This is a genomic window from Flavobacterium ammonificans, assembly GCF_020885975.1.
GTDB lineage: Bacteria > Bacteroidota > Bacteroidia > Flavobacteriales > Flavobacteriaceae > Flavobacterium > Flavobacterium ammonificans.
Map to the genome: position 1 here is coordinate 525,458 of NZ_AP025183.1, position 17,527 is coordinate 542,984.

Genomic DNA, 17,527 nt, shown 5'->3' on the forward strand with positions numbered 1-17,527 from the left:
ACAAAGGCACTAAGTTTAATTATGATAATATTCTTTAACTTCTGTAATTACATTTTCGACCGAAGGAAATTCAGCAATTACAATGTTTTTTATGTGTTTGTTTTCCAAGGCTTCAGCAGTAGTTTCGCCAATACAAAAGCACAATTCTTTTTTGATTGTATTGTTTTTCAAATAACTTTCTACTCCTGACGGGCTAAAAAATAGAATCGCATCTACAGCCTCCTTAATCTTATGAGGTTTCAACTGCGTTTCGTATACTTCAATTTCGTTGAACTCAATTCCAGTATTTTTTAGTGCCAACGGCAAGGTTTCTTTTCTCAAATTTCCACTAAAAAAAGTATAACTCCCATTAGCATAAATCAAACTGATAATCTCGGCTAAATCAGAAGCATAATCAGCATAGGCTACCACTTCAAAACCCGCATCGGTCAAAATAGTTTTACTTTTTACGCCTACGCAAAACGCTTTTTTCTGCTGAAGACCTGATTTATTTTTCTCAAATTGTGGGTGAGTTAAAAAACTTCGTACGGCATTCTGACTCGTAAAAATCAAATTATCTTTAATTCCATTTAACTCAAAACTTTTGGTTTCAACTTCTATGAAATTGGACTCCAACACTTCAAAACCAACGTCTGTCAGGACTTGTTTTTGATGACTCAAAAGCACTTTTGTCGATAAAACACGTGTTGAATTTGCCATTATTTTTTTAAAATTGCTTTGATTTGCGTCATCAATTCGGCACCTCCGTTATTCAAAATTTCTTGAGCAGAATGGAAACCTAATTTTTTCCACTCCGATATATCCACTGATTTTTCGATCTCTATTTTTTGTTTTCCATCAACCGAGAACAATACCCCTTTGAATTCAATCGTATCTTTTTCTTCGTCGTATTGTGCCAAAGCGCCAATTGGTGCGGTACACCCACCCTCTAAAGTCTTTAAAAATTGACGCTCAATATAGGTGCAAATTTCTGTTTCAATATCGTTCAACTGACTCACAGCGTCTTTGGTAAATTCGTCATTAGCCATTGCCACAACTAACATTGCGCCTTGTGCGGGAGCAGGAGTCATCCAATCTAAATTGATATAATTTTCTGGTTTGAGATTGATTCGTTCCAAACCTGCTGCGGCAAAAACAGCTCCGTTCCAATCGCTTTCGGCTAATTTTTGCATGCGCGTATTTACATTCCCACGCAAATCCACTACTTGGTGATTGGGGTATTTATGCCACCATTGCGCTTGACGACGCAAACTTCCTGTGGCAATTGTTCCTGCTGAAGTTAGAAAGTCCAAATTGCCTTTGTGTACCAAAATATCAAGAGTATTAGCGCGTTCTAAAACAGCCGCTTGAACAATGCCTTGTGGCAAAGCAGTGGGTACATCTTTCATGGAATGGACCGCAATATCCACCTGACCATTAATCATAGCAATGTCTAAGGTTTTGGTAAAAATTCCAGTAATTCCTAATTCGTATAAAGGTTTATCAAGAATTATATCACCTTGCGATTTTACAGCTACAATTTCGGTGGTATAGCCTAAATCATTCAGTTTTTTCTGAACGGTGTGCGCCTGCCAAAGAGCCAATTCGCTATCACGGGTTCCTATGCGTATTGTCTTACTCATTATTTTGTGTTGGCGCCAATGTTAAATACTTTCTCAATCCACTCAATACTTTCATCCACCATCGTTTCTTCATCTTTGAGATGATTGGCAAAATGATTGGTGATTTTTTGAATGATTCTATTGCTAATAATCTCCGCTTGCTCTTCGTTAAAATCAGCTAATTTTTTTCGTTGAAAATGCAACTCTCCGTCTTTTATGGAATGTAATTTTTCTTTGAGAGCATGAATGGTTGGTGCAAATTTTCTTCCTTTTGACCAAGTCAAAAACTCCTCTTTGATTTCCTCGATAATAGCCTCAGCCGCTGGAATATGTTTTTTTCTTTTTTCTAAAGTCTCGTCTGTGATTTGAGACAAATAATCCATGTGAATTAAGTTTACCCCATTAACATCTTCTACGTTTTCATTCACATTTTTGGGAATGGATAAATCCAAAATCAACAAGGGTTTCTTCAAATTCAAAATCGTTTTATCCACCGTTGGATTCTGAGCGCCTGTAGCTACTACCAAAACATCCGCTTTCTGAATTTCCAATTGCAAATCAGCATAATCCTTAACTACCACGTCTAATTTTTGTGCCAATTTCTCCGCTTTATCTTTAGTTCGGTTGATTAAAGTAATTTGATCGTGTTTGGAGTGTTTAACCAAGTTTTCACAGGTATTTCTTCCAATTTTTCCTGTGCCAAAAAGCAAAATGTTTTTATTGCTAATATCATCTACATTGTTCAGAATGTACTGAACTGATGCAAAAGAAACAGAAGTGGCTCCCGATGAAATCTCGGTATCCGTTTTGATTTTTTTACTGGCCTGAATTACCGCATTAATTAAACGCTCTTGAAAAGCATTCACTAAACCAAACGATTTTGCATGAAAAAAACTGGACTTGATTTGGGAAATAATCTCAAAATCACCCAGGATTTGACTGTCTAAACCCGTACCAACTCTAAATAAATGGCTGACCGCTTCTTTATGTTTGTATACAAATCCATATTTTTGAAAAGACTCTACAGTGCCTCTACTGTTTTCACAAATCAATTTTATCAATTGAAAAGGATGCTCAGCAAATCCATAAATTTCGGTTCTATTGCAGGTAGAAGTTACAATCAAACTTTCTATACCCTCCAGCTTTGCTTGCTCCAGTAAACGGTTCTTGGCGTGTGCATCTAAACTAAAATTTCCTCTTATTTCGGCATCGGCTTTTTTATAGCTTAGGCCAACGGCATAAAAAGAATGAGGTTTTGATGTATGATGGTTCTCCATAAAGTATACTTTTCTAAAAAGTGGGACAAAAATATCATTAAGGGTTTGATAAAAGTAACGCTATAAGTGCTATTTGTGTCGCTGAATGTTTTTTTGAAACGAAATGGTACTTTTACATTAAAAAAATCTATTTTTGTAGTAAAATCATCTCCATGTAAATTAGTTTTTGGAACGATTTTTAATCCAAATCTTGGATAATAATCCTGTTTAGTTACTTAAAAAATATCGCTATGGGTTCACAAGAGGTAATTAAAATTGAAGAAGACTTTACACTCATCCGCTTTCAAAACGACGGCGCAGAACCATTTCATGCACAACGTGAAGTAGGTAGCGGACTGATTCAGTTTCATTTTGGTATTAAAGGAAATGCTAAATTCATTTTCAACCAAGGAAATTATGCCTTGGAATTGAAGGAAGAAAAATCGCTTCTCTTATACAATCCTCAAAAAGAATTGCCTTTGAATTTAGAATTAGCTCCAAATTCTTGGGTGATTTCGGTAATTATTTCCATCAAAAAATTTCATGCGTTGTTTTCGACCGAGGCCAATTACATTACTTTTTTAAGTCCCGATAATAAAGACAAAAAATACTATAACGAAGGCAATATCAGTCCGTCAATGGCCATTGTATTAAGTCAATTGTTTCATTACAGTTTACATCCTTCTATCAAAAATTTGTATTACAAAGGCAAAGGTTACGAATTGTTGAGTTTGTATTTCAACAAAAGCGAAGACCCAAATGCAGAACAATGTCCGTTTTTAATTGACGAAGACAATGTATTCAAAATCAAAAAAGCCAAAGAAATTATCATTGCCAATATGGCTGAACCGCCTGGTTTGCAAGAGTTAGCTGACCAAGTTGGGCTCAATTTGAAAAAATTAAAAATGGGGTTCAAACAAATTTATGGGGATACCGTTTATGGCTTCCTTTTTGATTACAAAATGGACTATGCGCGTAAATTACTCGATAGCGGGTCCTATAATGTCAACGAAGTTGGATTAAAAATTGGCTACAGTACCGGAAGTCATTTTATTGCGGCTTTTAAGAAAAAATTTGCCACCACACCAAAGAAATATTTAATGTCAATCAACACCAATTTATAAAAAAATGAAAGGAGTATTATTAGTCAATTTGGGTTCACCGGAAAGTCCAACAGCTAAAGACGTAAAGCCGTATTTGGATGAGTTTTTAATGGATAAATACGTAATTGATGTTCCGTTTTTATTACGTGCTTTGTTAGTTAGAGGAATTATTTTGCAAACCCGTCCAAAAAAATCAGCCGAAGCCTATGCCAGAATTTGGACAGATGAAGGGTCACCATTAATTGTGATTTCTAAAAAAATGCACGAAAAAGTGAAAACTTTGGTAGACATTCCTGTGGCATTATCCATGCGATATGGAACTATGACCATCCTAAAAGGATTGCAAGAATTGCACGACAAAGGCGTGACAGAAGTGATGCTTTTCCCTTTGTATCCGCAACACGCTATGGCTTCTACCACAACCATTTTGGTGTTGGCAGAAGAATTGCGTCAAAAGCATTTCCCAAACATGAAATTCACAACAGTTCCAGCGTTCTACAATAAACCAGGATACATTGAAGCGCTATCCAATTCTATCAAAAAACATTTAGAAGGTTTTGAATACGATCATTTGTTGTTTTCGTATCACGGAATTCCAAAACGTCACATTCGTAAAACTGATATTACCAAATCGCATTGTAAAATAGATGGTTCTTGTTGCAATACGCCTTCGCCTGCACACGAATTTTGTTACCGTCACCAATGTTATGAAACGACAAAACAAGTAGTGAAAACATTAGGTATTCCAGAAGGAAAATACAGTCAAACATTCCAATCTCGTTTAGCGGGTGATAAATGGTTAACGCCATACACCGATGTTGAAGTAAATAAAATGCCTGAAAAAGGAATTAAGAAATTAGCAGTGGTAACTCCAGCTTTTGTAGCCGATTGTTTGGAAACTTTAGAGGAAATTGCCATGGAAGCTAACGAAGAGTTTTTACATCACGGTGGGGAAGAGTTTATAGCTATTCCATGTATGAACGATGAAGACGAATGGTGTGGTGTTGTGGCGAATTGGATTAAAGAATTTGAAGCAAAAAAATAAAAATGAATTAGTGTTATTTACCGCAGATTCGCAGATTTCAAAAAAAATCTGCGAATCTGTGGTTAACAATTAATAATTATGGAATACTATAACTACCTAAAATCGTTGCATCTTATTTTTGTCATCACTTGGTTTGCGGGATTATTTTATATCGTGCGTCTATTTGTGTACCAAATTGAAGCTTCAGAAAAACCCTCTCCAGAAAAAGAAATTTTGCAGGAGCAGTTCAAAATCATGAGTTACCGTTTGTGGTACATCATCACTTGGCCTAGTGCGGTTTTAGCAACCCTGTTTGCACTTTCTTTGTTGCACATAAATCCTGCATTTGTAGAAATGCCTTGGATGCAAGTGAAGTTAGGTTTTGTAGTTTTTCTAATCGCATACCACTTTAAATGTCATGCTATATTTAAAGAATTACAACACGATAAAGTGAAGTATAGTTCTAATTTTATGCGGATTTGGAATGAAGGTGCAACTATAATTCTTTTTGCGGTCGTCTTTTTAGTAATTCTAAAAGATGCTGTCAACTGGATTTATGGCGTAATCGGCATCTTTTTATTTTCAATTCTGATTATGTTAGGATTTAAATTTTACAAACGAATAAGAGAGAAAAAGTAAAAAAGGCATTAGCCAAAAGGCAAAAGTTCCTGTTGCCTTTTACATTGTCTGTAGCCTAAAATATGTTTAAAAACTTCAAAATAACAATGCTTTCTCTTCGAACTAGGATTTTCCTATCGATGATTGTATTGATTATTATGGCTTCTATCATTTTAGCATCTATCTCGATTATTCAGTTTAAAAACGAAGCAAGGGTATACCACCAAGAGCGTCTAGAAGATAAAGAAAATGAAGTAAAAGAGCATATTAATTATGTGCTTTCGACTACTACTTATCCTTTAACACCAACTAATTTACCTTTGATTTTCAAAGATAAAATTCACGAATTGGCGCAAATTCACGCCATCGAAATCAATATTTATACCCTAGACGGAAAACTCCTTAAATCTTCCAAAGAATCATTTTCAGTGGATCAAGTGGCTTTGCCTATACCAAAGTACATTTTGAAATTAGTGCGTTCCTCCATCGAAAAACGCTTCGTTGATATCAAAACCATTGACGGTTTAAAAAACCGATCTTCCTATAGCCAAATCAAGGACGACAAATTCAAACCTTTAGGAATATTGCATCTTCCCTATGTAGAAGACGATGGTTTTTACGAAAAAGAATTGAATGGTTTTTTGATTCGATTGGCTCAGGTATATTCGTTCATGCTTATTGTTGCTTTTGGGTTGGCTTATTTTCTTTCGACCTATATTACCAAATCACTTAAAACGATTTCTGATAAATTAAGTGAAACCAGTTTAGATCAGAAAAACGAAAAAATTAGGGTTGAAGCCAGCAGTAAAGAAATCAATTTGCTGATTAAATCCTATAATGCGATGGTGGACGAACTAGAAATCAGTGCCGTTAAGTTAGCTCAAAGCGAACGTGAAGAAGCGTGGCGCGAAATGGCAAAACAAGTCGCTCACGAGATTAAAAATCCGCTAACGCCAATGCGTTTGACTGTGCAAAGTTTTCAACGAAAATTTGAACCTAATGATCCGGAAATCAAACAAAAAATGAAGGATTACTCAGAAACTTTAATTCAGCAAATTGACACAATGAGTTCAGTAGCTTCGGCTTTCTCTAATTTTGCTTCTATGCCTGCTCAACAAAACGAAACGCTAAATGTAATCGAAGTAGTCGAATTAGCATTGGATATTTTCAACGAAGACTACTTGGTATTCGAAAAAGAAACGGAAGAAATAATTGCTGAAATTGACCGTACACAATTGATACGAATCATTACGAATTTAGTCAAAAACGCCATTCAAGCCATATCAGACCAACAAGAAACCAAATCGATTGTAGTACAGGTCAAAAAAATGGAAAACAAGGTCTTAATAAGTGTACAAGACAACGGAATTGGAATTAAAGAAGAAGATTTAAATAGGATATTTGAACCCAAATTTACTACCAAAAATAGTGGAATGGGTCTAGGTTTAAGTATCATCAAAAATATTATAGAAAATTACAAAGGAAACATTACTTTTGAAACTCAATACGGTCAAGGGACTATCTTTAAAGTGAGTTTGCCGATTTTAAATACTTAAAATATACTTTTATGAACTACGAAAATTTATTGATTGCTATAGAAAACAAAATAGCATTGGTTACATTGAATCGTCCAACTAAACTCAATGCTTTAAATAAAGATACTCTTGCAGAATTACACGCTGCGTTTTCTGATTTAGAAAAAGATGATACTGTTCAAGTTATAATCTTAACTGGAAGTGGAGAAAAAGCATTTGTGGCTGGTGCTGATATTGCTGAATTTGCTAATTTCTCTGCTCAAGAAGGAACACAACTCGCTGCTGAGGGACACCAAAAAGTATTTGACCACATTGAAAATTTAAAAAAACCTGTCATTGCTGCTGTTAACGGATTTGCCTTAGGAGGCGGATTGGAACTAGCTATGGCCTGTCATTTTAGAGTGGCATCAGACAATGCCAAAATGGGATTGCCAGAAGTAACACTAGGATTGATTCCTGGTTATGGTGGCACACAACGTTTACCTCAACTCGTAGGAAAAGGACGTGCAATGGAAATGATTCTAACAGCCACTATGATTTCAGCTGCCGAAGCGAAAGAATATGGATTGGTGAATCATGTTGTCCCTCAATCCGAACTAATTGAATTTTGCCAAGGTTTAGCTCAAAAAATTTGTAAAAATGCGCCTGTTGCTATTAGTGAAGCCATCCAAGCTGTGAATGCAAATTTTGACAAATCTAAAAATGGGTATGAAACAGAAATAAATTCTTTTGGCAAATTATTTAGTACTGATGATTTCAAAGAAGGAACAACCGCCTTTTTAGAAAAAAGAAAAGCCAATTTTATCGGGAAATAATTCGAAAATCTAAATCAAACAAATGTCTTTTCAAACTGAATTTGCCCTTTTTTGGGAAAGTGTAAAAGAAAGTATGGCACAGTATACTTTTGCCAAATTAACCTTGGCAAAAACCATTGGCGATACCGAATTGAAAAATATTTATATGCGTCCCGTTCTAGTGGATGACCAAGTGCGTATTTCGCTTATTTCGCGATACAAAACGGAGGAAGTAGAAAGTTTTCATACGCTAGAAGAAGCCTTTTTTGTACTTTCTTCGTACTTGAACAATCCGTTTTTGACCGCTTTATTGTTCACAACAGAAAACGATTTGACCTTCAAATTAAACAAAAAAAGAGTAGGTAGTATTGTAGAACAGGCGCCTACTTTTAAAAGTGCTTCAGATGTGGTTTTAGAAATGCAAGAGAAACAACTTTCAATAGACTAATATTTATTTTCTCCCCTCCCATTCAGCATAAAATTGTTCTAAAAAACCTTCCATATAACGGTGGCGTTCTTGGGCAATTTGTTTTCCAGTTTCAGTATTCATTTTGTCTTTCAACAACAATAGTTTTTCATAAAAATGATTGATGGTAGGCGCCTCATTCTTTTTGTATTCTTCTTTTGTCATAGACAAATTGGGAGCTATTTCAGGATTGTATAATGTTCTATTTTTGAACCCTCCATAATTGAATGTTCTAGCGATCCCAATGGCGCCAATAGCATCCAAACGATCTGCATCTTGAACAATATCCAATTCAATAGAAGAAAATTTCCTCTCTACTCTGCCGCCTTTGAACGAAATGTTTTCAATAATCGCAATTACGTGGTCTATAGTTTCGGAAGAAACATTTTGAGCTTCTAAAAAAGTGCGCGCTGTTTTTGGTCCTATGGTTTCATTTCCGTTATGGAATTTACTATCTGCAATATCGTGAAGTAAAGCGCTTAATTGAACAATCTCTAAATCACAATTTTCAGATGCAGCAATCAACAAGGCATTTTTATACACACGCTCAATATGAAACCAATCGTGACCGCCTTCGGCTTGAGCTAAAGCTGTTTTTACAAATTCTATCGTTTGATCAATCAAATTAGTAATGCTCATATTGAAAATGGTTTTATAAAAAAAGCTGAATCATTATAATTCAGCTTTTAAATTTTATTTAAAAATACTCATTTTTTACAATGTAGCAGGCTCTACCCATTTAAAGATATACGACTCTTGAGGAATCACTATTCTTTCTGAAATTTTAGCCATTCTTGCAGGTAATTTCATTAAATAATCACGCGCTTTTTCAGCTTCATCAGTCAAATTACCAATTTTATCGATTTCCCATTTGTCGATTAACTTTTGCATAATTTCTACATAATCATTCGCAGTGTATACTCCAATACGTTGTGCTGAATCAGAGAAATTTTCAAAAGCCGAACTGATTTTTTGCCCAGACTCTCTTAAAAAATGAGCCGGCATAACAATTTTTTGCTTCATCATGTATTGAAACGCTAACATCATTTCGCTCGGGTCTACTTGAAAAATTCGGTTCACAAATTCGCTATACGCATGGTGGTGACGCATTTCGTCTCCTGCAATCATTTTACACATTTTAGACAGTTTATTATCTCCGTGTTTTTTGGCAATTTGTGATACTCTATTGTGCGAAACGTAAGTCGCTAACTCTTGGAAACTCGTGTAAACAAAGTTTTTATACGGGTCTCTTCCTGTTCCAATATCGAATCCGTCGTTAATCAAATGTTGGGTAGTAATTTCTACTTCACGCATGTTGATTCGTCCAGACAAATACAAGTATTTATTCAATACGTCTCCGTGGCGGTTTTCTTCTCCAGTCCATTGACGAATCCAACTCGACCAACCGTTTCTTTCTAAATTATTAACTCCTTCTACTTCCATTAACCAAGACTCATACGTTGGTAAAGCCTCTTCGGTAATGGTATCTCCCACCATAGCTACCCAAAAATCATAGGGTAAATCTTTAGCAATTTCTCTTAGTTCTTTTACTTCTTCAAAAAAGTTTTCACTTTGTGAATCCGGTAAGAAATCAGTTGGTTGCCAAATGTTTTCTACTGGAATTAGGTACTGTTCTACGAAGCTATCCACGTTCTTTTCCAAAAACTGCATTACTTCTAAACGAATGTTTTTAATTGACATTATATCTATTGTTAAATTTGTATTCCTTCTACTACTACCTTTTCCGTTTGTTCCATTAACTCCTCAAATGAAAACTCACTCACCTTTAATGGCTGGTGAATTGTAAATTTGAGGCGGTTGCCTAATCCCATTGGAAAAGCACCAAATCGAACCATTTTCCATGAATTGTTAATGGTAATTGGTACCACATAAGCAGATGGAGCATGCTTACATAATATTTTCAATCCGCTTTGCGCAAAGGACTTTGGTTGTCCAGTTCTACTTCTTGTTCCCTCAGGAAAAATTAATGCCGATCGCGTATTTTTTTCTATGTATTCAGACAATCCTTTTATTAACGGAATGGCTTGTTTTGAGTCTTTCCTGTCTATTAATACAGAACCTCCGTGATTTAAATTATAGGACACACTTGGAATTCCTTTACCAAGCTCTTTCTTACTTACAAACTTGCAATGAAAATCTCTTAAATACCAAATAATAGCTACAATATCATACAAACTCTGATGATTCGCCACAAAAATAATTGGGACATTTTTGGGAATACTTTCGGTGTTTTCAAACTGATAAGTCGTTCCTAAAAGATTCGTGCAACGCACTAAAAAAAAGTTGAGATAATCCACACTTTTCTTATGCGCCTGATAACCAAAAACATTGAAACAAAACCATTGGATTGGGTGAAAAAGAACCAAAAAAAATCCGAAACACAAATAGTAAATTATGGAAAGGGGATATGAAACTAATTTTTGCATGCGTTGTAAATGAAGTACAATAATACAAAATAAATTTTTAGGACTAATTAAATCCTCAATAATAACGCCTATTTAGGGTTTAATTGTACCTTTGAACTCTAAAATAAGTGGTATTTTTCCCAGAAATGAATTTTAATTATCCAAAAAACGAAAAACTAAAAAGCAAAATCACCATCGGATTACTATTTTCCGAAGGAAAATCGGTGTCTAAATACCCTTTGCGTTTAGTGTATCATTCGGGTGCTTTAGGAGACGAGCAACAATTAAAAGTTGGTGTTTCGGTTTCTAAAAAATACTTCAAAAAAGCAGTTGATCGTAATTATTTTAAACGTCTTTTGCGTGAGTCGTATCGTTTGAATCAACATTTGTTAAAACAACAGCTCGACCAGCCTTATGCGTTAATGCTTTTTTACCAAAGCAAAGACCGCTTGTCGTTTGAAGAAATCAACATCAAAACAGTTCAATTATTTGAAAAATTCCTAGCGCAAGTTCAGGATTCAAAACAAGAAGAAGTAAAATAAACTACCACCAAAACGTAGAGTATTCTAATTTATTCTTATTTTAGACCATTCAATCTAAGCTTTCGTTACTATGATTTCTGCATTCAAAAAAAAATATATTATTCCTGTTATAGCGTCTGGCTTTTTGTATGTTGGCGCTAGTTTCAAGGAAGATTTTTTTGAAGTAGCCAAGCAAATTGAAATCTTTACCACGCTATTCAAAGAATTGAATAAAAACTATGTGGACGAGACCAATCCCGGCGAATTAATGGATAAAGCCATTAAAGGAATGTTGGCCAGTCTTGATCCTTACACTGTTTTCTTCAACGAGCAAGATGTGGTAAAATTTAAAATCAACAATACAGGAGAATATACTGGAATTGGGGTTTTAATTACTCGTAAAGAAGACCGATTAATCATCAAAGAACCCTATAAAAATTTCCCTGCAGACAAAGCCGGACTAAAAGCGGGTGATGAAATTATCCAAATTGGAGATGTACTCATAGCCGACTTCAAAGACGATGCATCGCAACTATTAAAAGGGGCAAAAAACACTAAAATTGACATCAAATACATTCGTCAAGGAAAAACCAATGCTACCCAAATTGTATTGGACGAAGTCGAAATCAAATCGGTGCCGTTCTATGGAAAAATAGATGAGAAAACGGGTTATATTGTATTGGCACACTTCAACAAAAAAGCAGGATTAGAAACTAAAAATGCTTTGGAACAACTCAAAAAAGAAGGCGCTGAACGTATCGTTTTAGATTTACGCGATAATCCAGGTGGATTGTTAAACGAAGCTGTGACAATTTGCAATTTATTTGTGCCTAAAAACGAAATTATTGTTACCACAAAATCGAAAATCGACAAACACAACAATGTCTATAAAACAACAAAAGAGCCTGTTGATACTGAAATTCCGCTAGCGATTATTGTTAATGGAAGAAGTGCCTCGGCTTCTGAAATTGTTTCGGGAGCTTTACAGGATTTAGATCGCGCGGTGATTGTTGGTAGTCGAAGTTTTGGGAAAGGTTTGGTTCAAAGGCCGGTTGATTTGACCTATGGGACGCAATTAAAAGTAACCATTTCTCGTTACTACACACCATCGGGTCGTTGTATTCAAGCCTTAGATTATACCCGCAAGGACAAAAACGGAATTGCCACAAAACGTGACGAGAAAAATTATACTGCTTTTAAAACTAAAAAAGGAAGAACTGTCTATGATGGTGGTGGTATTCAGCCTGATATAGCAATCGAAGAAACAAAATTAAGTCCTATTGCAGAAGCATTAGAGAGGAATGATGCTATTTTCAATTTTGCAACCCAATATTATTTTAAAAATCCAAACCTAGGCAATACGATTCCAAATATCTCAGAATCGGATTACCAAGATTTCAAACAGTTTTTAAAAACGTCTAAATTTTCTTTTAACACCCAAACTGAATTAGCATTGAAAAATACTTTGGCTACAGCCAAAAAAGAGCAAATCGACGAAGCGATTGCTATAGAATACCAACAATTATTAATTGCGCTACAAAAAAGCGAAAATGCGTTATTGGATAAAAATCAAAGAGAAATTAAACATTTAATACAAGAAGAACTAATCAAGCGCTACCAATATCAAGAAGGTTTGTATCAATTTTATCTCAAAAATAATATTGAAATCAAAAGAGCCACACAAGTGTTAAACTCCACTTCAGAGTATAATACCCTCTTAAAAATGTAATGAATAACTTTTTCAAAATAGGATTGTTACTGTTAGTCTTGAGTGGTTTTGCACAAGATAAAGCCTCACATACTGTCTATTTTGATTTAGATAAAGATCATCTTAAAGAAACTCAAAAAGACCTACTCTGTGATTTTTTTCAAAAAATTGACAGTAGTCACATCGAATCCATTAGTGTTTTTGGTTACTGTGATGATAGAGGATCTTCTTTATATAACATTGATTTGTCAAACCGTCGAGTTCAGTCGGTTGAGGCGGTTTTAATGCGACTAGGTATTCCTCAAAAAAAAGTAATCACCCTAGAGGGAAAAGGTAGAATTATGGTGAATAAAGACACTATTTCCGACTTAAATGAAACTCGATCTAAAAATAGGAGAGTGGTAGTTTTTGTAAAAAAAACATTGCAATCTCAATATTTTATGGGAATTCCGAAGCTTTATACTGAGTTTCAATTTCCACATACAAAAGGGGATCGTATCTATTTGGAACACGTAAAATTCGAAACAGGAAGTAGCTATTTAGATTTGAATTCAAGAATAATTTTAGATAAAACAATTGCTTACTTGAAAAACAATCCAACTATTGTTTTTGAAATTCAAGGACATGTTTGTTGCACGCCGCCTCAATATACAGATGCTTTAGACAAAGTAACCAGAGACCGGAAGCTTTCATACAACAGAGCAAAAGCAGTTTACCGTTACCTTGTAATGCGAAAAATAGACCCTTCTCGAATGACATTTAAAGGATATGGCAATCGATTTCCGTTGGGTAAAGCTGTTGAATTAGACCGAAGAGTGGAAATAGTAATTATAAAATCTTAATTACTTTTATCCATTTGAATGTGTGGGATATCGTCCTCTAAGTACATTTCACTTGTTTGTACAAATCCATGCGATTCATAAAATTTCTTCAAATACAGTTGGGCTCCAATTGTAATTTGAGTTGCTCCATAATGTTCTAAAATTCCTTCAATGGCTTGACGCATTAATTCATGTCCCCACTTGCGCTCTCTGTATTTTGCATCGACCGTAACACGACCAATTGAGGCATGAACAAAAGAAATTCCAGGTTTTAAAAGTCGGGCGTGAGCCACAATTTTTCCTTCAAAAGTGCCAAATAGGTGTAATGCTTTTTGATCTTTACCATCTAGATCAAGATACACACAATTTTGTTCAACAACGAAAATTTCGCTTCGCAAACGAAGAATATCGTACAACTCGTGTACAGAAAGTGATTCAAATGATTTAATCTTCCATTCTAATGCCATGAATTTATTTTTTATGTGGGGTAAAAGTAGTGTTTTTTAGTAGTTGAACCGATTGCATAATTGCATCTAACTCGTGCATAGTATCTCTCTTTTCTTTAGAGGGAGAGTAACAAAATCCTTCTAAAACAATTACCCTTTTTTGAACAGAATCGATAATGGTGTAATTGATATAAGGACCGGACATATAATCGTTTTGAAGTTGCCAAGTGCCTCTAGTTTCGTAAGCTAGTCGATTGTCTATTTTTGTCTTAAAAAAATAAGGGGTATATCCTGTTTCAGAAATCATGTGCGTATTCGGTTCCGTACCTTGAATATATTTTCCAACCGAGTCGCGCATGGTACGAATTGAACTTGATATCGCGGTAGCTTTAATGATTGATAATGGGAATTGGTATACTAGTAAACTACTACTACCGCCATTGTTGTTGTGCTTCAACCAGATAAAATTGGGTTTTCGCATCACTAATTCAAAATCCGATGGGACTTGTAAACCAACCTGAAATAGTTTCTTTATAATTGAATGCGTACTAGCTGATTTACTAAAGATTCTTTGACTTTCTGCTATTTCACCACCTTCAATACGCTGAATTATTTCTGGCGAATGTTTTTCAAGTAAAAGAACTATTTCTTCGGCAGTTGTCCCGGATATATGAAATACATTTTGAGGAGTAGCGTATTGATTTCTCTTGATTTCAAATTGCGTTTTTACCCCTTTTTTAATTACAAGAATGGCACGGCTATTTGTGGCATAACCTTCTAATAATTTGACTGGATATTGATTGATGGTAAACAATGGTTCTTCCTCAGGAAGTCCAATTACAGCTGAAGCAAATTTATTTCTGATGCTATCGCCAATTTCACCATTCCACAATTGATCATCAATAAGTACCGAAATCGTGTTGATTTTACCTGAAGTTTGGCGAATGTTTTCTTGCTCTTTCTTAGCACAAGAAACAACTAAAATAAAAAGTAAAAAGTATAAAAAATAGGACGCCTTCATCATCCTAAATAGAGTATTAAATCCTGCCCCAATTGAATTTGGCATTCGATTCATTTAATTAACCGTTTATCTTTAATTTCATCCCTGGTTTCAATTCGTCATCTTTGATATTATTCCATTTCTTTAAATCAGAGATGGTAACACCTGGGTATTTTTTAGAAATCGTGTACAACGAATCTCCCTTTTTTACATAATATTCCGACTCTTTTTGGTTTGAACTCAGAAAATTATCTTTCTTTTTGAAACTAGATACAGTAGCTTTATTAGTATCTATTACAATTTCATTCTTGGCTACAATTAAGCTATTTCCAACAGCAATAGCATTTGATTTTAAGTTATTCCATTGTTTTAATTCTTTTACACTTACTCCAAATTTCTTAGCAATAAGGCCTAAATTATCTCCTTTTTGAACACTGTAAGCAATATCTTTTCTTTCAACGGTATCGGCGACTTCTTCTTTTTCTGTTGGGTTTTGCACAACTTGAAGCGAAGCTCCTAAAGAAACATTTGTACTGCTAAGCTTGTTCCACTCTTGAATATCAGCAACAGTAGTGTTAAATTTCTTAGCAATAGCGCTTAAATTATCTCCTTTTTGAACCACATAGAATGATGCAATAGAAGTTTTAATGCTGTCTTTTATTGTGTTCACTTTGGCTACAGCCGTAGTTTTTTGTTCTACATCAGTGGCGTTAATTTTGAGATTTTTGCCATAGGCTACCCAATTTCCATTAATGTTATTCCACTTTTTAAGATCCTCAACAGCCACATCGTATTTCTTAGCAATGCTAATTAAATTGTCTCCTCGTTTTACACGATAATAACGCACTTTGGCTTGTGCTAATCGTTGTGATGTATTTACGGAATCTTGAACAACAATTGGTTTAACAATTTGAAATGGTTTCTCGCGTAAATTGGCTTCTTTGTCCACGTAAGCATAAATCTTAGATTCATTAGAAGTAAAAATTGCCATTTTATCTTGCGGCAACCTCAAAAAATGCGTTTGATCTTTGTAGGCAGGAACGATATTTAATTTGTAGGATGGATTTAAAATTTGCAATTGTGCCACTGGAATATCAATCAAATCGGATATTTGTTTGAAAGACATTTGTCTTTTAACCATTACGGTATCGGTTGCAAAATGCTTAATTGGTGCTTTTTCAGGGACAATTCCATGTTCTTTATGGTATTCGTAAATATACATCGTGGCTAGAAAAGCCGGAACATATCCTTGTGTTTCTTTAGGTAAGTTTTTTCGAATGTTCCAATAATTTTGTTGTCCGCCAGAACGACGAATTGCTTTAGCTACATTTCCTGGTCCTGAATTGTACGATGCCAAAACTAAATCCCAATCGCCAAAAATAGAATACATGTTTTTCATGTATTGGGCTGCAGCCTCACTAGCCTTAAGCGGATCGCTTCGTTCATCAATATACGAATCAATTTTTAAACCGTACTGTTTTCCTGTTTGGTACATGAACTGCCAAAGACCTGTTGCACCAACTCTTGAAACGGCTTTAGGATTCAATGCCGACTCTACTACAGCTAAATATTTAATTTCAAGCGGAACATTATGCTTATCAAATGCTTCTTCAAAAAGAGGAAAATAAAATTCTGAAACTGCCATCAAACGTTCAAAAGAACGTTTTCTGTTTTTCAAAAATGACTTAATGATATTTTCTAAACCTTGGTTGTATTCAATATGAAATGGCGATTTCTCGTCCATTGCCTGTAATCGTGCTTTTAACAAGTCTGTAGATAATTCATACTCTACTTTCTCATCAATATTGATCGTTTGAATATCTTCTGTAAGATTGTTGTAAATGTCTAAATTGGTTAATTCTTTTAACCACAAACTGTCTACACAAGCTGCTAAATCGTCTTTAACAAAGGTTTTTTTGATAGAATCAAGAGCGGTAATTTTATTCTCTGAAGTAGTACTGGTTTTTTTTAATGCATTTTCCTGCGAAAAAAGAGAAAATGAAACAAGTAATACAAAGGGGTATATTAAATTTTTTATAATCATAACTGAAGCATTCAAGGGGCTTAATTTCAAACGATTAAATAATCATTTTTACAAACTTACTAGGTTCTAACTGAAAAATTCTATAAATAGTGTTAAAAAATCAATTTTTAGCCCATTTTTAAACATTTTTGATCGATTTGACTTCAAAAAAAAGCTTGAAATTA

The 17,527-nt window shown here is 34.7% G+C and carries 18 protein-coding genes; 9 read left to right on the forward strand and 9 right to left on the reverse strand.

Annotated elements, in window-relative coordinates:
* Positions 1 to 15 precede the first annotated feature (15 nt).
* The 3 genes from LPC23_RS02430 to hemA are packed head-to-tail and all read right to left on the reverse strand — an operon-like array spanning position 16 to position 2,878.
* Positions 16 to 699 (reverse strand): uroporphyrinogen-III synthase, encoded by a 684-nt coding sequence (locus LPC23_RS02430; protein ID WP_229330817.1) that lies wholly within the window; start codon positions 697 to 699, stop codon positions 16 to 18.
* Positions 699 to 1,622, reverse strand: coding sequence for a hydroxymethylbilane synthase (gene hemC / locus LPC23_RS02435; protein ID WP_229330819.1), 924 nt, complete (start codon positions 1,620 to 1,622; stop codon positions 699 to 701). The genes LPC23_RS02430 and hemC overlap by 1 nt, the downstream gene beginning before the upstream one ends.
* Positions 1,622 to 2,878, reverse strand: a complete 1,257-nt coding sequence (hemA, locus tag LPC23_RS02440) for a glutamyl-tRNA reductase (RefSeq protein ID WP_229330821.1) — start codon at positions 2,876 to 2,878, stop codon at positions 1,622 to 1,624. The genes hemC and hemA overlap by 1 nt, the downstream gene beginning before the upstream one ends.
* Positions 2,879 to 3,108: 230 nt before the next feature.
* Here hemA and LPC23_RS02445 point away from each other — a divergent pair, with 230 nt between their 5' ends.
* From LPC23_RS02445 to LPC23_RS02470, 6 genes are all read left to right on the forward strand, one after another.
* Entirely contained in the window at positions 3,109 to 3,981 is an 873-nt protein-coding gene (locus LPC23_RS02445; protein ID WP_229326174.1) for an AraC family transcriptional regulator, read from the forward strand.
* A gap of 4 nt (positions 3,982 to 3,985) precedes the next feature.
* Positions 3,986 to 5,005: a ferrochelatase gene (gene hemH / locus LPC23_RS02450; RefSeq protein ID WP_229330824.1), complete on the forward strand. Its 1,020-nt coding sequence runs from the start codon at positions 3,986 to 3,988 to the stop codon at positions 5,003 to 5,005.
* Positions 5,006 to 5,083: 78 nt separating this feature from the next.
* Positions 5,084 to 5,623 (forward strand): CopD family protein, encoded by a 540-nt coding sequence (locus tag LPC23_RS02455; protein ID WP_229330826.1) that lies wholly within the window; start codon positions 5,084 to 5,086, stop codon positions 5,621 to 5,623.
* Between the two features lie 62 nt (positions 5,624 to 5,685).
* Complete coding sequence (locus tag LPC23_RS02460; RefSeq protein WP_229330827.1) at positions 5,686 to 7,158, forward strand: ATP-binding protein; 1,473 nt, start codon at positions 5,686 to 5,688, stop codon at positions 7,156 to 7,158.
* An 11-nt stretch (positions 7,159 to 7,169) separates the two neighbouring features.
* Positions 7,170 to 7,952 (forward strand): enoyl-CoA hydratase/isomerase family protein, encoded by a 783-nt coding sequence (locus tag LPC23_RS02465; RefSeq protein WP_229330830.1) that lies wholly within the window; start codon positions 7,170 to 7,172, stop codon positions 7,950 to 7,952.
* Between the two features lie 22 nt (positions 7,953 to 7,974).
* On the forward strand, positions 7,975 to 8,379 hold the full coding sequence (locus LPC23_RS02470; protein WP_229330832.1) for a hypothetical protein: 405 nt from the start codon (positions 7,975 to 7,977) through the stop codon (positions 8,377 to 8,379).
* Between the two features lie 3 nt (positions 8,380 to 8,382).
* On the opposite strand, the gene LPC23_RS02475 is transcribed toward LPC23_RS02470, so the two are convergent.
* From LPC23_RS02475 to LPC23_RS02485, 3 genes are all read right to left on the reverse strand, one after another.
* Positions 8,383 to 9,036: an HD domain-containing protein gene (locus LPC23_RS02475; protein ID WP_229330834.1), complete on the reverse strand. Its 654-nt coding sequence runs from the start codon at positions 9,034 to 9,036 to the stop codon at positions 8,383 to 8,385.
* Positions 9,037 to 9,111: 75 nt separating this feature from the next.
* Complete coding sequence (locus tag LPC23_RS02480) at positions 9,112 to 10,098, reverse strand: acyl-ACP desaturase (RefSeq protein WP_229330836.1); 987 nt, start codon at positions 10,096 to 10,098, stop codon at positions 9,112 to 9,114.
* Positions 10,099 to 10,109: 11 nt separating this feature from the next.
* The gene (locus LPC23_RS02485; protein WP_229330838.1) at positions 10,110 to 10,844 is read right to left on the reverse strand and encodes a lysophospholipid acyltransferase family protein; all 735 of its coding nucleotides are present in this window, start codon (positions 10,842 to 10,844) and stop codon (positions 10,110 to 10,112) included.
* 125 nt (positions 10,845 to 10,969) lie between these two features.
* Between LPC23_RS02485 and rnpA the strand changes: the two genes are divergently transcribed.
* From rnpA to LPC23_RS02500, 3 genes are all read left to right on the forward strand, one after another.
* A complete protein-coding gene (gene rnpA, locus LPC23_RS02490) occupies positions 10,970 to 11,365 on the forward strand; it encodes a ribonuclease P protein component (protein ID WP_229330840.1) in 396 nt (131 codons plus the stop codon).
* Positions 11,366 to 11,435: 70 nt separating this feature from the next.
* The gene (locus LPC23_RS02495) at positions 11,436 to 13,073 is read left to right on the forward strand and encodes a S41 family peptidase (protein ID WP_229330841.1); all 1,638 of its coding nucleotides are present in this window, start codon (positions 11,436 to 11,438) and stop codon (positions 13,071 to 13,073) included.
* Complete coding sequence (locus tag LPC23_RS02500; RefSeq protein ID WP_229330843.1) at positions 13,073 to 13,894, forward strand: OmpA family protein; 822 nt, start codon at positions 13,073 to 13,075, stop codon at positions 13,892 to 13,894. Before LPC23_RS02495 ends, LPC23_RS02500 begins: the two co-directional genes overlap by 1 nt.
* On the opposite strand, the gene LPC23_RS02505 is transcribed toward LPC23_RS02500, so the two are convergent.
* Genes LPC23_RS02505 through LPC23_RS02515 form a run of 3 tightly spaced genes read right to left on the reverse strand, consistent with a single transcriptional unit; the run spans position 13,891 to position 17,363 of the window.
* Entirely contained in the window at positions 13,891 to 14,340 is a 450-nt protein-coding gene (locus LPC23_RS02505) for a GNAT family N-acetyltransferase (RefSeq protein ID WP_229326199.1), read from the reverse strand. The genes LPC23_RS02500 and LPC23_RS02505 overlap by 4 nt on opposite strands.
* 4 nt (positions 14,341 to 14,344) lie before the next feature.
* Positions 14,345 to 15,385: a DUF4837 family protein gene (locus tag LPC23_RS02510; protein WP_229330845.1), complete on the reverse strand. Its 1,041-nt coding sequence runs from the start codon at positions 15,383 to 15,385 to the stop codon at positions 14,345 to 14,347.
* A gap of 13 nt (positions 15,386 to 15,398) precedes the next feature.
* A complete protein-coding gene (locus tag LPC23_RS02515) occupies positions 15,399 to 17,363 on the reverse strand; it encodes a LysM peptidoglycan-binding domain-containing protein (protein WP_229330846.1) in 1,965 nt (654 codons plus the stop codon).
* Positions 17,364 to 17,527 lie beyond the last annotated feature (164 nt).

What these genes read in the sequence shown, in the direction of transcription:
- hemC (WP_229330819.1), bottom strand. Translation starts at nt 1,622, where the DNA reads ATGAGTAAGACAATACGCATAGGAACCCGTGATAGCGAATTGGCTCTT.
- LPC23_RS02480 (WP_229330836.1), bottom strand. Translation starts at nt 10,098, where the DNA reads ATGTCAATTAAAAACATTCGTTTAGAAGTAATGCAGTTTTTGGAAAAG.
- LPC23_RS02510 (WP_229330845.1), bottom strand. Translation starts at nt 15,385, where the DNA reads ATGCCAAATTCAATTGGGGCAGGATTTAATACTCTATTTAGGATGATG.
- hemA (WP_229330821.1), bottom strand. Translation starts at nt 2,878, where the DNA reads ATGGAGAACCATCATACATCAAAACCTCATTCTTTTTATGCCGTTGGC.
- LPC23_RS02455 (WP_229330826.1), top strand. Translation starts at nt 5,084, where the DNA reads ATGGAATACTATAACTACCTAAAATCGTTGCATCTTATTTTTGTCATC.
- LPC23_RS02470 (WP_229330832.1), top strand. Translation starts at nt 7,975, where the DNA reads ATGTCTTTTCAAACTGAATTTGCCCTTTTTTGGGAAAGTGTAAAAGAA.
- LPC23_RS02505 (WP_229326199.1), bottom strand. Translation starts at nt 14,340, where the DNA reads ATGGCATTAGAATGGAAGATTAAATCATTTGAATCACTTTCTGTACAC.
- LPC23_RS02445 (WP_229326174.1), top strand. Translation starts at nt 3,109, where the DNA reads ATGGGTTCACAAGAGGTAATTAAAATTGAAGAAGACTTTACACTCATC.
- hemH (WP_229330824.1), top strand. Translation starts at nt 3,986, where the DNA reads ATGAAAGGAGTATTATTAGTCAATTTGGGTTCACCGGAAAGTCCAACA.
- LPC23_RS02485 (WP_229330838.1), bottom strand. Translation starts at nt 10,844, where the DNA reads ATGCAAAAATTAGTTTCATATCCCCTTTCCATAATTTACTATTTGTGT.
- LPC23_RS02475 (WP_229330834.1), bottom strand. Translation starts at nt 9,036, where the DNA reads ATGAGCATTACTAATTTGATTGATCAAACGATAGAATTTGTAAAAACA.
- LPC23_RS02515 (WP_229330846.1), bottom strand. Translation starts at nt 17,363, where the DNA reads ATGATTATAAAAAATTTAATATACCCCTTTGTATTACTTGTTTCATTT.
- LPC23_RS02460 (WP_229330827.1), top strand. Translation starts at nt 5,686, where the DNA reads ATGTTTAAAAACTTCAAAATAACAATGCTTTCTCTTCGAACTAGGATT.
- LPC23_RS02495 (WP_229330841.1), top strand. Translation starts at nt 11,436, where the DNA reads ATGATTTCTGCATTCAAAAAAAAATATATTATTCCTGTTATAGCGTCT.
- LPC23_RS02430 (WP_229330817.1), bottom strand. Translation starts at nt 699, where the DNA reads ATGGCAAATTCAACACGTGTTTTATCGACAAAAGTGCTTTTGAGTCAT.
- rnpA (WP_229330840.1), top strand. Translation starts at nt 10,970, where the DNA reads ATGAATTTTAATTATCCAAAAAACGAAAAACTAAAAAGCAAAATCACC.
- LPC23_RS02500 (WP_229330843.1), top strand. Translation starts at nt 13,073, where the DNA reads ATGAATAACTTTTTCAAAATAGGATTGTTACTGTTAGTCTTGAGTGGT.
- LPC23_RS02465 (WP_229330830.1), top strand. Translation starts at nt 7,170, where the DNA reads ATGAACTACGAAAATTTATTGATTGCTATAGAAAACAAAATAGCATTG.